This is a genomic window from Fibrella forsythiae (assembly GCF_017353175.1).
GTDB lineage: Bacteria > Bacteroidota > Bacteroidia > Cytophagales > Spirosomataceae > Fibrella > Fibrella forsythiae.
Genome location: NZ_JAFMYW010000009.1, coordinates 151,523 through 165,871 on the forward strand (window position 1 = coordinate 151,523; position 14,349 = coordinate 165,871).

General features: G+C 54.7%; 11 protein-coding genes. 3 read left to right on the forward strand and 8 right to left on the reverse strand.

The annotated features are described in order from the left end of the window. Positions 1-156: 156 nt before the first annotated feature. Both J2I46_RS25150 and J2I46_RS25155 read right to left on the reverse strand, forming a co-directional pair. Entirely contained in the window at positions 157-756 is a 600-nt protein-coding gene (locus J2I46_RS25150; protein WP_207331847.1) for a cytochrome c oxidase subunit 3, read from the reverse strand. 109 nt (positions 757-865) lie between these two features. Next, entirely contained in the window at positions 866-1,696 is an 831-nt protein-coding gene (locus tag J2I46_RS25155) for a 4-(cytidine 5'-diphospho)-2-C-methyl-D-erythritol kinase (protein ID WP_207331848.1), read from the reverse strand. 77 nt (positions 1,697-1,773) lie between these two features. Between J2I46_RS25155 and J2I46_RS25160 the strand changes: the two genes are divergently transcribed. Next, the gene (locus J2I46_RS25160; RefSeq protein ID WP_207331849.1) at positions 1,774-2,382 is read left to right on the forward strand and encodes a HupE/UreJ family protein; all 609 of its coding nucleotides are present in this window, start codon (positions 1,774-1,776) and stop codon (positions 2,380-2,382) included. A gap of 9 nt (positions 2,383-2,391) precedes the next feature. On the opposite strand, the gene J2I46_RS25165 is transcribed toward J2I46_RS25160, so the two are convergent. The 6 genes from J2I46_RS25165 to J2I46_RS25190 all read right to left on the reverse strand — a co-directional run bounded on the left by J2I46_RS25165 (position 2,392) and on the right by J2I46_RS25190 (position 12,036). Next, a complete protein-coding gene (locus tag J2I46_RS25165) occupies positions 2,392-3,537 on the reverse strand; it encodes a glycoside hydrolase family 26 protein (RefSeq protein WP_207331850.1) in 1,146 nt (381 codons plus the stop codon). 145 nt (positions 3,538-3,682) lie between these two features. Further along, positions 3,683-6,910: a PQQ-dependent sugar dehydrogenase gene (locus tag J2I46_RS25170; RefSeq protein ID WP_207331851.1), complete on the reverse strand. Its 3,228-nt coding sequence runs from the start codon at positions 6,908-6,910 to the stop codon at positions 3,683-3,685. 73 nt (positions 6,911-6,983) lie between these two features. Then, entirely contained in the window at positions 6,984-8,933 is a 1,950-nt protein-coding gene (locus J2I46_RS25175; RefSeq protein ID WP_207331852.1) for a sialate O-acetylesterase, read from the reverse strand. 202 nt (positions 8,934-9,135) lie between these two features. Further along, positions 9,136-10,953 (reverse strand): glycoside hydrolase family 9 protein, encoded by a 1,818-nt coding sequence (locus J2I46_RS25180; protein WP_207331853.1) that lies wholly within the window; start codon positions 10,951-10,953, stop codon positions 9,136-9,138. 102 nt (positions 10,954-11,055) lie between these two features. Beyond that, a complete protein-coding gene (locus J2I46_RS25185; RefSeq protein ID WP_207331854.1) occupies positions 11,056-11,835 on the reverse strand; it encodes an NIPSNAP family protein in 780 nt (259 codons plus the stop codon). A 9-nt stretch (positions 11,836-11,844) separates the two neighbouring features. Beyond that, the gene (locus tag J2I46_RS25190; RefSeq protein WP_207331855.1) at positions 11,845-12,036 is read right to left on the reverse strand and encodes a hypothetical protein; all 192 of its coding nucleotides are present in this window, start codon (positions 12,034-12,036) and stop codon (positions 11,845-11,847) included. 466 nt (positions 12,037-12,502) lie between these two features. On the opposite strand from J2I46_RS25190, the gene J2I46_RS25195 reads away from it, so the two are divergent. Further along, positions 12,503-13,405, forward strand: a complete 903-nt coding sequence (locus J2I46_RS25195; protein ID WP_207331856.1) for a helix-turn-helix domain-containing protein — start codon at positions 12,503-12,505, stop codon at positions 13,403-13,405. A gap of 82 nt (positions 13,406-13,487) precedes the next feature. After that, the gene (locus J2I46_RS25200) at positions 13,488-14,348 is read left to right on the forward strand and encodes an oxidoreductase (RefSeq protein ID WP_207331857.1); all 861 of its coding nucleotides are present in this window, start codon (positions 13,488-13,490) and stop codon (positions 14,346-14,348) included. Position 14,349: the final 1 nt, after the last annotated feature.

Here is a 14,349-nt window from a genome sequence, read left to right on the forward strand (position 1 = left end):
GGGCAAAGATACAGGCGACGCTGCTTTCCTTGACCTAGTTAGTTTCTGTGTTGATTAATCAAATATCCCTTGGTAGATGTGTAGGGGCAACCTATCGTGGTTGCCCCTACACATCTACCAAGGGATCAAACAGATCAACCCCTATCAAAACAGCCATTACAAGCGCCAGTCGACGCGGTGGTGGAAGAGGAGGAAGACAAACAGAACGACCCATAGCACATCGACGAAATGCCAGTAGAGGGTGACGAGCTTGATTTTTAGCTGATTAGGCGGGTTGACGCTGTAAACAAATGATTCGACGTAGGCGCGTCGGCGCAGTGCTTCGAGCAGCGTAATGGTAATGAAGATCAGACCGATCAGGATGTGCAGCAGGTGAAGCCCGGAGATGATATAGACAAAACCGCCGGCGGGGTTCCCTTCCAGACCAACCCCCGCCCGGGCCATCTGTCGCCAGCCCCAGCCCTGTAGAAGAATAAATAACGTACCCAACACCAGCGTCGTTGCCATGTTGATCCGGTACACCGAAAACTGTTCGTGCCTGAATGCCCGGTTGGCGTTATGTAGTGTGAGGCTGCTCAACAGAATAACCAGCGTACTCATTACGAACACGTTGGGCAGGGCGACATCAGACCAGCCGGGACCGGTTTGCCGAACAATGTATATTCCCAGCAGGACCGTGAACAGCAATACGCTACCCCCAATACCCAGCCACACCATAAACCGGAACGGCTCCCGCCGCTTTGTCAGTCGACTCATATTGTCTGTTTGCTGTTTACTGTTTACTGTTTTCCGCTGCTCTGCTGTCTATAACACTTGTGTTTTGAGCAGAGCAGCGGAAAACAGTAAACAGTAAACAGCAAACTATTTATAATTTATCACTCCAGACCGTATAACGCGAAAAAACATCACTTCTCTCCGGTGGTGCCGAAAAAATGCCGTAGACCGTTGAACCGCTGCCGCTCATGCTGGCATAAATAGCTCCCAGATCATACAGATGCTGTTTTATGCTGGCCAGGATGGGGTACTTTGGGAATAAACTATCCTCGAAATCATTGTGAACGTTGCCCCGCCACGTCTCGATTGGCCTTTCCAGCAAGGTACGGAGCGGTATGGCAGGCTGGCGGGGTGTTACACCGGCATAGGCCTCGGCGGTTGAAATAGCCAGATCGGGGTATACGAGCAGGCTATAATAACCCGTCAGGTCAAGGGCAATTTCGTCAAACACATCCCCTTTCTCAACGCAGTACTGTGGACGGTTCTGAATAAAAAAAGCGCAGTCGCTGCCCAGTTTCCGGGCGTACGCTTCGCGCTGATCGACCGTCAGGTTCAACTCAAATTGGGTATTGAGCAGGTTGATCGTGGCTGCAGCATCGGCCGAGCCACCGCCGAGGCCCGCACCGATGGGAACAACTTTATGCAAATGCATCTGAACCGGCGGCAGAGCATGATCGGCCCGAAGCAGTTCGTAGGCCCGCACACACAGGTTATTGGCCAATACAGCATCCGAATCGTCGGCGGCCCGGCCCGGAATGGGCAAGCCGCTGGTACTGAAGGCGAATGTCGAGGCAGGAATGATTTCCAGCGCATCAGACCAGCCAACGGGGTAAAATGCCGACAGCAGGTTGTGAAAGCCGTCGGGCCGACGTTCGGTCAGTTGCAGACCAATGTTGATTTTACAGGCAGGAAAGGCAATCATAGGGCGAAGATAAGGCAGGAACGCGGGTCTTTTTCGGGCAGTTTGGCCCTGTGCCGCCGGTGTATACCTTTGCCGGTATGAGCGACTTCTTTATCTATCTCCGCCTCGGTTTCGATCACATCACCGATCCCAGCGGTTACGACCATATTTTGTTCGTTATCGCCCTTTGCGCCGTGTATACACTGGGACAATGGCGGCAGGTGCTCATTCTGGTCACAGCCTTCACCATCGGGCACTCGATTACGCTGGCGCTGGCCACGCTGAACCTGATCACCTACAGGACGGCGCTGATCGAACTGCTCATTCCGGTCACCATTCTGATCACAGCCATCACCAACTTCTTCTACCAGGAACCTAAATCGCGCTCGCTGGCCATGAGCCGGAAAGAGAAACAGCCGTGGCGGTACGCGCTGGCGCTCGCTTTTGGCCTAATTCACGGTATGGGATTTTCAAATTACCTGCGAAGTCTGCTTGGTCGCGAAGCCGACATCATCAAGCCATTGCTGGCGTTCAATATCGGCCTTGAACTCGGGCAACTGGTCATCGTTGGTATCGTACTCTCTATAACGTACCTGGTGTTAAACATTATCCAGAGTAGCCGCCTCCGCTGGACGTTGATTGTGTCGGGTATTGTGGCCGGTATGGCTATTTCGCTTATCATCAACAACCCACTCGTTGCTAAGTAGGGCGGGAAACTAAAAGAAAAGCAGCTTCTTGCGGCGGTACACATGATGCAGGTCGGCCTCGAACAGCGTGTACGGATCCTGATAAAACTGCATGAAGTCGGCTACGCTGGCCTGGCCGGGGTAGGGGGCGTAAAAGTGTGTTGGGCTGCGCGTATCATTTCGCCAAACGAGCACATACGCCAGCTTCATTTTTTCCGCTTTCAGGGCTTTGAGCAACGTGTTAGTCCACCAGGTTGTGTTGGGAATCGACTCCAGCCCGGTTTCGGTGAAGGCGGCTAGTTTACCTGCTTTTTCGGCGTAGTCCGACACGATCTTGAGCTTGGTAATGCCCGCCTCTATGTTGTATTGGCCGTTTCGTCCGAAATCGGCGTAGTTATCAACGCCTACCATATCGACCCACTCATCGCCGGGGTAACGGTCCAGGTATTGTGCTTCGGTGCGAAACAGGCAGTCGGGCGAGAACGTGTAGATGAAGTTATGCACCTGCAGGCTGTCGCGCAGGTACGTTACCGTAAAGCGCCAGAGTGCCGTGAACTCTTCTTTCGAGCAGTGTGGTTTGCCCCACCAGAACCAGCCGCCGTCGAATTCGTGATAAGGCCGGAACAGCATCGGAACCAGCTTGCCGTCAGCCCCTTTTGTCGTGTTGGCCAGGTCAGCTACCGTTTTCAGAATGTCCTTGTACTGTGGGTGGTGCGACCCACCCGGAATAAGGTCAGGCACAGCCGGAGCCGACACCGAATCTTTCCAGTAAAAACCCGTTTTCGGCGTCACAGGGTTCGCGAAATGCCAGGCCACTGTCGTCACCCCACCCCGGTCATAGGTGGCGGCGATGTCTTTCCGTAACGATGCTTTCGTGCGCTCAATCGCTTCCGCTGGCCGACCGGATAACCCGCTGAAATCAACGCCAATCACCGCCGGGTGCGACCCACTCACCGATTTTACATCAGAGCGATTGGCGTCGCCCGTCCAGCCGTGGCCGTATTCGGTGGCGTGCTGATGCCCGAACATGATGTGCTTCCGGGCTAGCTTGCCCAGGTTGTGATACAGTGCTTTCGTTTCCGTCGTCGCGTTCTGATCAATGAGTTTGGGCTTCGGCGCCGCCTGGCTAATGATGGTTACGAGTAAGGCAAGTTGAGTAAAGAGGAGGGCACGCATTGATTGATAAAGAGGAAGTTTTTAGTGACGTTGATTTTTTTGTCATCCCGAATAATGAGGGACCGTGGCGTTCTGATCAATAGTGCCAAGCACATTCGCGAGGAACGCCACGATCCCTCATTATTCGGGATGACAAAAGGACTTACTACCGCCCCGACACCGACGAGGAATTGTCTTTCTTGAACAGAATCCAGTCGACGAGGAGCATGTTTTTGTCTTTGACCTCATCGTTGCGGAAGACGAGGTAAATGTCCTGCACCCCGCTGGTAGGAGCAATCGGTGCCGTTACGGTTTGCCAGCCCGGACCCTTCACACCCGATGGAGAATTGGCCGCTGATACGGTCGCCGTGCCTAATATCTTACCCGCTGGCGACTGGGTACGTATCTCGATGCGGCCGCCACGCGACGCTACCGTGGCGGCACTGATATCCAGCGCGCCGATAGTAGTCAGGTCGATGCCTTTGAAGGCGATAAACGAACCGTCTTTAATGTCGCCGATCCAGCTTTGGGTGCTGCCGTCCTGATGTTTCCGGTCAACGCCCGTGCCCAGTTCATACGCTTCGGCCTGTACGCGTGGGTTCCGCAGGATCATCAGTTTACGACCCGTCAGCGGACCGGTAACCGGGTTGCCTTTATCCGTGTAGCTCGCCGAAATGACGTAGCTGCCTGTTTCGTTGCCGCCCGAGTGCTGCGTCAGTGGGTACGTTCCCTGCAAAGGCAGGCTCTTCGGGGCTGCATCGGTTAGCGACAGGATGTACCGGACCATTTCGCCCGTTTCGGCTTCAGTATGCTGGGGGTGCGCCGACATCACGTTCTTGCCCCAGTTACCGTTACCACCCGTAATGATCTTCTTCGCCAGCATATCCACCGCCGATTCACCCGCCGGATGATAGCGCTTCGACACCTCCATCAGCGCGGGGCCGATTGATTTGGCACTCATAGCATGGCAGGCTTTGCAATCGCTGTTGTTCAGCAACTCTTTGCCGCGCAGGTTTTTCACTGAGCCATCGCCATTTTGGTTCGACGTCAACAGGGCCAGGTCTTTGCCTTCGGCGAGGTAATCCACCGCGAATTTCACCTGCTTCGGCGTGATGCCTTTGGCCAGCGTACCATCTTCTTTGTCTTTCACCGATACGGTGTAGGCCAGTGGCGTTTTGTCGAAGTAGAAGCTGCGGTTCCCTTTCACCGCCACGTCGACCTGCGGCATTTCGTTGCCTACTTTGATGGTCAGTTCCGTCGTAGCCTTTTGTCCTTCGGCGTCGGTAACCGTCAGTTTCGGCTTGTACACGCCCGGTTTAGCGTAGGTGAACGAGGGTGCCACCGCCGTTGATTTCTGGCCGTTGCCCGACTCCCACAGGTACGTTAGCTTATCGCCCCGGTCATAATCGAACGACTCTTTGGCTGATAGCACTGCCGTTAACGGAGCCGCACCAACCGTTTTCGAGACGTTTACTTTTGCCACCGGGCGGCGGTTGCCTTCCGTGTATTCAATGCGGATCAGCTGCGAATCGGGGTTGCGGGCGAAGTAGTTCATGCCGTAAGCCAGCACATACATGGCTCCGTCTTTGCCGAATTTCATGTCGATAGGCTTCGACACGAACGAAGTAGGCAGGAACGATTCGATCTGTTTCAGGTCACCGTTGTCGGCATAGGTCAGCACCTTGATCCAGTTGCGGGCCCATTCGTAGATGAACTGCTTGTTGGTATAATAGGCTGGCAATTTCACCGCCGACTTGTACTCATTGGCGTAATAAAACGGCCCGGCCATGGCTGACCGTGACCCGGTGCCCAGCATCGGGAACTCGTTCGATTTGTCGTACGGATACCAGATCATGGCTTTCTGCGCGGGGGGCAGGTTCTTGGTGCCGGTGTTGTTCGGCGAATCGTTGATGGGTTGATCGGGGTTGTAGAGCGCACCGGTCTTATTGGTGGCGAAGTCGAATTTGGCGTACGGTTTGTTATCGCCCACGAAATACGGCCAGCCGAAGTTGCCCGGTTTACGCGCCTGATTCCACTCGTCCTGGCTTTTTGGACCACGTTCACTAGCCACGCCGCCATCAGGTCCAACGTCGCCCCAGTACAGGAAGCCGCGCTTGTCGACCCAGATCCGATACGGGTTGCGGGCACCCATCACATAAATTTCAGGCTTGCCCTGCGACCCGTCTTTCGGGAACAGGTTGCCATCTGGAATGGTATACGAACCATCGTTTTCGACATGGATACGCAGGATTTTGCCGCGCATATCATTGGCGTTGCCTGACGATTTCTGCGAATCAAACGGCGCACGTCCCGGACGTTCGTCGAGCGGCGAAAAACCATCCGATTCTTTCGAACTGGTGTTGTCGCCGGTCGACAGATAGAGGTTTCCGTCTGGTCCGAAGTAGACATTACCCGCCGAATGGCAGCAGGTTTCGCGCTGAACGGGCACCTGCATCACCACCTTCTCTGAACTCATGTTCAGGCTGTCGCCGGTGAAGACGAATCGCGACAGGTTCTGCACGGGCTTCGAGCCAACTGGCGAATAGTACAGGTAGACGTAGTGGTTCTGGTCGAATTTGGGGTCGAGTTCCATGCCCAGCAGGCCGTCTTCGTAGTTACCGGTGATATGAACGGGCAGCTTATTGATCGTCTTCGTCGCCTTAGCCGTTGGGTCATACAGTTTGATCATGCCTTTGCGCTCCACGAACAGCACCCGTCCGTCAGACAGCACTTCCATCTCGATCGGCTCGTCCATGAACGATTCGAGAATGGTCGACGTAAAGCGGTTTTCCTCCGGCACGCGGTTCGAATGGGCGGCGCGGTAGTTCAGCGCCGAGCCTTCCTGAATGAATTTGACTCCCTCTACCAATGACTTCGCCAGACTCTCATCGGCAAAGCCGTTGGCGCCCGTTGCCATATAGAACACACGGCCCCCGTCGAACGGTTTGCCGATAGAGAACGGGGCTTTCGAGGGCTGAATCTGGTTGGCCGCCAGCATATCCTGGTACCAGGCCCATTGGTATTTCGTGAAACCGGGGGTGTTGATGAAGCCCAGTCCGCCACCCGCCTGCACGAAGCGTTCAATGTCGGCCTGCTGGTTCGTGAAGAGCACATCTTCCGATGTGTTCAGCAGAATAATGGCCCGGTAGTTCTTCAGCGAATCTTCCGTGATATAGTCGCCGTTGGTCGTGGTGTCGACGTCGATGCCTGCTTTCTCGGCAAGGGTCATCAACGTACCTGCCGCCGCTGCCGCCGCCTGCTGATTATCCACGTTTTTCGAGAAGATCAGCACCTTGTCGGTCTTTTTGCTGGTCCAGCTCATCAGCAGCACAAGCAGCAACGCGCTGAACGCTGAGGCGATAAATGGACGAAATGAGTCTTTACTAGTAGTCATAAAGTTGACAGGGAAGTTGGTTGTATTTACGCGGTTTATCGTTGTCGCTTGCCTGTGGCGAGTGACAACGGTCTTAATCAAACCTGGCATTAGCCGTTACGCCGGGCCAGGTATCGGTGCGGAACGAGTTGGCGGGCAGGCCGTCTGAACTGAACAGATTGGCGTCATCCGGCGAATCAGACCAGGCATACCGTACGGAAACAGGTTTTGGCACCTTCGGGCTTGATATGATAACGGTATTGCCCTGGATCGCAGCCGTGGCGTAGTGAAAAACTTTATCCTCGCCGGCAATCTCGAAGCCTCTTACGTACCCGTATTTGTCTTTTGCCATCAGCCCATTGCCCACATGCTTGAACGTGACGGTAGCTTTATTACCATCGAACGTCACGCCTTCGTACATGGGCGAGCTGTAATTGATGTTCTGCCCATAATCGAGCTTCAGGGCGTTCAGGGCCAGGCGGTGGCCAACGTCCTGCTTGTTGGTGGGGTGAATATCTTTCGGGTTACCCACGTCGGTGATCACGGCCATACCGGTTTTGGGCAGGCTCAGCGTCATGGTCTGGGCTTCGCGCAGTTCGGCCCAGCCGCTGCCCTGATTGCTGCTGTTGTTCGCTCCGTATTCCGTTAGCTGGACAAAGTAGAACGACATATCCTGACCGAATTTCTTCCGCCAGTCGGTGATCAGCAGTGGAAACGATTGCCGGTACTGATACGATCGGCCCGCGTTGGTTTCGCCCTGATACCACAATACGCCGCGCATCGCCATCGGCTCCAGCGGAGCAATCATGGCGTTGTAGATACTGATGGCTACGTTGTTCATGAACCGTTTGTACTCGTGCTTTTCGGCAAAGGAGGGCATCAGGCGCCACTCGCCGCCCAGGCTGATCCGTTGCAACGGGTCTTCAACATACAGGTCGGCGGCCGATCCTTTCAGACCCACGCCGTACCAGTTCGGGTTAGCCATGTTGCCCAGCTTTACCACGATTTTGTTCTCACCGGCTTTCCACGTACCTGCCGGAATGGTCAGCTTCCGCACACCCTGAACGGTACCCTCCGATACCAGCTTTCCGTTGATGTAAACCCTGGTGGGGCTGTCGTTTTCGGCCAGCGCCAGGGTCGTCTGTTCGGTCGCCATTTCCTCTGGAAGCGTCACGATTTTAGCCATGTAGCCCTGTCCCATGAAGCCGCGCATGTCTTTCCATTCCCACTGACCAATGGCATCTGATTTACGCCAGCCCGCAAACGTGTAGCTGGGGTCGAGGTACTTGGCTTCATCGGCGGCGGTCAGGTTGGTGGGTACCTGCAGGTTCTTGCGAAGCTTCAGGTCAATAATGCTGTCGGCGGCGGACCAGTTGGTGGGCAGGTTCTGGATCGTGGGCCGAAGCTCGTCGTTGCTCATCATGCCTTCTTTGCTGATCCAGCCTTCTACCTGCGAACCTCCCCACGACGAGTGCACCAGCCCGATCGGGATGTTCAGCTTCTGGTACAGTTCACGGGCGAAGAAAAAGCCGACCGCCGTAAAGTCGCCCACGGTTTCGGCCGAGGCCAGTTGCCAGGCTCCCGCTTTCAACTCCTGCTGTGGTGTCAAAGCCAGCTCATGATCGACCCGGAGGTGGCGGATCTGCGGGAAATTGGCGTTCTTTTTTTCTTTCGCGAAGTTATCCGACTGCTTCACCGTCCACTCCATGTTCGACTGGCCCGAACACAGCCACACCTCGCCAATCAGCACGTCGCCCGCCGTGGCCGAACCCGATTTAGCCGTTGCTGCCAGCGTATGCGGACCACCCGCTTCGAGGGGCGCAAACCGGACCAGCCATTTACCAGAATCGTCGGCTTTGGCCTGCTGTTTTTGTCCGGCCATCGTCACGGTCACGGCTTCACGCGGCTTGGCCCATCCCCAGACCGGAATCGGTTTTTGCCGTTGCAGCACTACGTGGTCGGTAAACAACCGTGCCATACGTACCTGGCCAAAGGCGGCTCCGCTGATGAGGAGAAAAAGGAAGAGGGGAAAACGGGTTTTCATTTCGGGGAATGGGGTATCGTCTGTATACTTTCACGTGCTGTGTAGTGCGCAGTGAGTTGCTGACGCGTGTCCCTTCGACTCCGCTCAGGGTGACAGGAAACCCAGGTATGTTCATGACGACCTTGAGTGAGATTGTCACCCTGAGCGGAGTCGAAGGGCCACGCGTCAGCAACTCACTGCACAGCGCGTCAACAGCAAAAGCCTATTTCTTCGCCGTACTACCGCCCACCTTACTTTGCAACGCTTCCAGCGCGTTTGCCAGGTAGACAAGCGGTGCGTTCCAGTTGATGGCGATTTCGTTGGAGGCGTACGAACAGTCGTTGTCGAGATAGACTTCGTCGGCGATGGTTGTCGTGTAGCCGGCGCATTTGTCCTGACGCGCGGCGTTGGCGTTGGTGCCACCCGACAACAGGCCCGGAACGGGCGCCTCGATGCCATCAGCCACGGAGGGGCGGTGATGCGGGTGCATGGTTGTTTTGCTACCGAAGCCCGTCACAAACGAATACCCAACGGCGTTGCGACCCAGCAGGTAATCCATGTTGGCGAGCGCCGCATTCAGGTACGTTTCGTCGTTCGTAAGCCGGTATGCCTGGATCAGTGCGATGCCCTGATTGGCTGCAACAGCGCTGCTGCCCCAGATATAGTCGCTGGCCGTTTTGCCCATTGGCGTTTGAAAAGCCTGTTTATCAACGTCCTGCCGGAACTGATCGGCCAATTGGGTGATGTGGCTTTTCAACTTGGGCATATCCTGCTTGCCGCGTGGCGTTAGCTGATCGCTCAGGCGGGCCAGCGAGTAATACGCCAGGGTACGTACCTGCGGCCAGGAAGGCAGCGGCGTTTTATCGTCGGGGAACAAGTTGACGGCGGTGTAATACGTGTCGTCTTTGGTGGTCAGGTACAATTCGGCAGCGGCCCAGATCCATTCGTCACTGGCGTCGCGGTCGCCGTAGGTGCCGGTCACCACGTCGGGTTCGAACTCCTTGTTCATCGCATCCTGATTATATAGTGCGTTGGGATTCTGTTTGGCCCACTTCCAGGCGTTCACCGCGGCAGCTTTGCAGGAATCAGCCAGGCCGGGAAGCTCGCGGTTATATGCCTTGAAAACCCGGGCCGATTGCGCCATCACCGCGGCAAAGTCAAGGGCGGCAGTTACGCTTTTCTGCACGACATACCGCTCGGTGGGCTTTACCTTGTCGGGCATCTCCATGCCATCGAATTTGGCGTTGGTCAGCTTGTGGTACACGCCTCCGTCGGCCGGGTCCTGCATGGTCATCATCCAGCGCAGGTTCCAGAGCGACTCGTCGAGCAGATCGGGGAGCTTGTTTTTGCTCTCGGGAATGTTGGTCGTCAGGGTCTTGCAATAGTCGGGAAAGTCTTCGTAGAGCGACAGCAACGTACCCATCGAAATGCCCGAGTTGACGATGTACTTGTTGTAATCGCCCGCATCGTACCAACCCCAGGGCGACGAGATCACCGTACCGGCCGGACGGCTGGCCGACGCTGCCGACGGGTGAATCAGCACGCGGTTGTCGGGGTGCCCGGCTGGCCGATGCCATTGCCCGGCATAGTTCTCCGGCAACTCGGTCGAAGCGCGTTGATAGTAAAAGCCTTTAAGCGCACCAACTGCCACGTCGTGATGAACAGATGGCTTAATTGTAAACGGGTACGAGTGGCCCAGGCCAGGTACGTTCACTACATATGTACCTGTGGTGCGGAGGGCAGAAAAATCGGCCGTGCGCGCCATCTTGCCGGAAATGGCATTTTTACGTGGCTCGCTCAGCATACCAGCGAACAGCACTTTTTTGCCGTCGGGAGTCGTCACCTGGAAGGGTTGGGCCGAGCCTCCCTGTTCGTCTACGATGATGGCTACTTTGGCCGCATTCGGGTAAAACCCGATCTGGTTCAGTCGAACGCGATCAGACGACCCGGTAGCGGCTGTTGGCTGCGCGTTGATTTGCTGGGCAACAAACAAACAGCCGATCAGGAGCTGGTTGCGGAGAAAAGTCACTGATTGATTCATTCGTCAGGTTGTAGAGGTGTTTTGGTATGCAAGTGGTGTTGACCTGGTCGACGGGAGTTCGTCTCTGATCAGAAAGCACATGTTGGTCGACCAGGTCAGGCCCTACACCTGCGAGTAGGGGAGAGGCTCCAGAAAAACCCGGACAATTTGTGAAACGGTATTAGCATATTCTGCCGCGGCCGACATGCGTTTCCAGTCAGGGTTATTGCCAAATTCTTTCCAGTTGGCGTCGCGTTCGGCCATGTCTTTGAACGTAAGCATATAGGTCAGGCAGGGCATATTGCCACCCGCAACGACTTCGCCGAAAAACACGGGGTTGAGTTTCGTCTTGTAAAAGACGGGCAGCTCGTCTACGTTAAACATTTTCACTTTTCTACGAACGGCATCTTCCGAGTAGCCTTCGTAGGTACGTAATTCAAAAATGCGGCTCTCCTGTTTGGGAATCACGATGGCGGGTAAGGCATCAAACGCATTCAGAATCGTGGTCGAGTAACGGACGTAAGGTGCTTTTTCGGGTGGCAAGGCATCGTATTTGGCACGTACCTGCGCATACGACGAATCGGCTGATAGCCGGGTGGCTGAGCTACCGTAGGCCTCCCACGAGGCATGCGGAATCAGCACGTAGGTTTTGGCTGGCTCAGGCTTACCCATTTCGCCAAACACGCCCACGTTTTTTACGCCGAGCCGGTTCAGAGCTGGTATCAGGCCTTCTTTCAGATAGCTTTCCAGATTAGCCTGTGACAGGTTGAACCGAAATTCGTAGACCCTTAATTCGAGTACCTGCTTTTGTGGCGCATTCGGCGCAGTGGTTGCCTGAACCTGACCCGTGGTCAGGGTTGCGGAAGCAGCCAGAGAGGCCGCTACAAATTGTCTTCTTTTCATGGATTGTAACTATACGGCGTAACCAGTCTGGGTACCCTGCCAATGCGGTGGGTTTCGTTTCGTAGACCAGCAAAAGACCGCCATAACTGCCTGTATACTCAACCTGTAGCCGTAGGAAATCATAGCCGGTACACCAGTCTGCATGCCCATGGCCGTCATGGCTGCACCAGGAGGTTGAACGGGCGGAAGAAGGCAGTTCATGAAGCACTGGTTGAGCGGAACAAAGCAGCTGATCGGCTTCGTAACTAATTGATATAGAATTATTAATAGCAAAAATAGGACTGATTTAGGGTTAAGTTCATACCGTAAACCCTAGTTCTGCCAAAATCAAGGGAAAACCCTAAGCTGCTGATTTCGGGGAACGAAGCTCCGCCTGGCGTAAGGGGATGCGCAAGGCTTAAGTAGTTTGTTGAAAAAAGCGGCATGTGGAGTGCCGATCAAGCCATTGCCTTCCCGCTGATCCTGAAAACAGGCATGAAACGGTAGAGTAAAACGTCAATTGGTCGGCGGCCGCCAACTTGCTGACGTACCCACACAAAGCAGGTGTCGATCTTTGGCAACAGAGGCAGTAGCGCAACATGAACTGTTGATCCTGGCACCCAGGGTTGTGAAGATCAGGAGCGAGACGGGTTTGGCTGGCCTGGTTTGAATTACGTAACTTTGGCTTATGGAGAAAACGCAGACGCTCGAAGCATTCTACAAAGAGAAACTCAACTGGTTACCCGCCAATCTGCAACGGGATATCGGCCACTTCAATGTGTTTCGGCTGGAAGACTGCGTTGGTCCGCATTCAGTCCCGATCCAGTATAGTCGGCGGGAGTTTTATAAAGTTTCGCTCATTCGTGGGGAGAGCGTATACCATTACGCCGACAAAAGTATCAGGGCCAGTAATCCGACGCTGATGTTTTTCAATCCGCAAATTCCCTACACCTTTGAAACGCTGTCTGATCAGCCAACGGGCTACTTCTGCATTTTCAAGGAAGCCTTTTTTACGGAACAGCTACGGGGGAATATCAATGACTTACCCCTCTTTGCCATAGGTGGCCGGCCTGCTTATACGCTGAATGAAACGCAGAATCAGTATGTTAGTCAGTTATTTGACAAAATGCTTGACGAGATCAATTCTGATTATCAGTTCAAATATGACCTGCTGCGTAACTACGTATCCGAACTGATTCATTACGCGCTGAAAATGCATCCCTCCGAAACGGTGCATCAGCATGTAGATGCCAAATCCAGAATAACCGCCGTTTTTACCGAATTACTGGAGCGGCAGTTTCCGATTGAGTCGCCTTCGCAACGGTTCAAACTTCGCTCGGCCAGTGATTTCGCCCAGAATCTGTCGGTTCATGTCAACCACCTGAATCGGTCTATTCGGGAGACTACCGGCAAAACCACGACCGATCATATCGCCGAACGGCTGGCCACTGAAGCCAAAGCATTATTAAAGCATACCGACTGGACTGTTTCCGAGATCGGCTACAGCCTGGGTTTCGACGAGCCTGCTCATTTCAATTATTTCTTCAAGAAAAGAACCCATCTTACGCCCTCTGCCTTTCGAAATGGTTGAATTTGGTAAGTAACCGTTTGAAAGTGGTAAGTGCGGCCCCTGCAGGCCACCCTAATTTTGCCCTCGTTAAATCAGCAAAATTATGGATACGCAAAAAGTTTGGTTTGTTACGGGTGCTTCAAAGGGGCTTGGCCTTTCACTTGTTAAACAGTTACTGGCCCAGGGAGCCCAGGTCGTCGCTACATCAAGAAACGTGGACGAACTGCAGCGGGCCGCCGGTGTCGACACCGACAAGTTTTTGCCGTTGGCTGTCGATCTGAAAACGGAAGCCAGTGTTGAGCAGGCCGTTCAGGCAGCCATAGCGCAGTTTGGTCGAATTGACGTCGTGGTCAACAATGCGGGCTACGGCCTACTGGGCAGTCTGGAGGAACTCACCGACCAGGAAGCGCGCGAAAACTTCGATGTTAACGTGTTTGGCTCGCTCAACGTCATTCGGCAGGTGATGCCGCACCTGCGCGCCCAGCAGTCAGGTCATATCATCAACATCTCATCGATTGGCGGTTTCACCGGTGCCTTCCCCGGATTTGGCATCTACTGCGCCACCAAGTTTGCGGTTGAAGGCTTCTCGGAATCGCTGGCAGCCGAGGCCAGCGCGTTTGGTGTCAACGTAACCATCGTGTCGCCCGGCTACTTCCGCACTGATTTCCTGTCGGCCAGTTCATTGGGTGTACCTTCCCGCCAGATCGACGCGTACCAGGCCGTTCGGGCTACGCAGCAGGCGCATCAGGCCGACATCAATGGCAACCAACCCGGCGATCCGGAGAAAGCCGTTGTTGCCCTGATTGATATTGCCAGCGTACCTACTCCGCCTCTGCATTTATTCCTGGGTCAGGATGCGTACGAGTTGGCTCAGGCCAAGATTCAGGCTGTTCAGCAGGATCTGGAAAACTGGAAAGAAATGACCGTGTCAACCGGTTTCAATGTGCAGGCTGCTGCTCAATAAA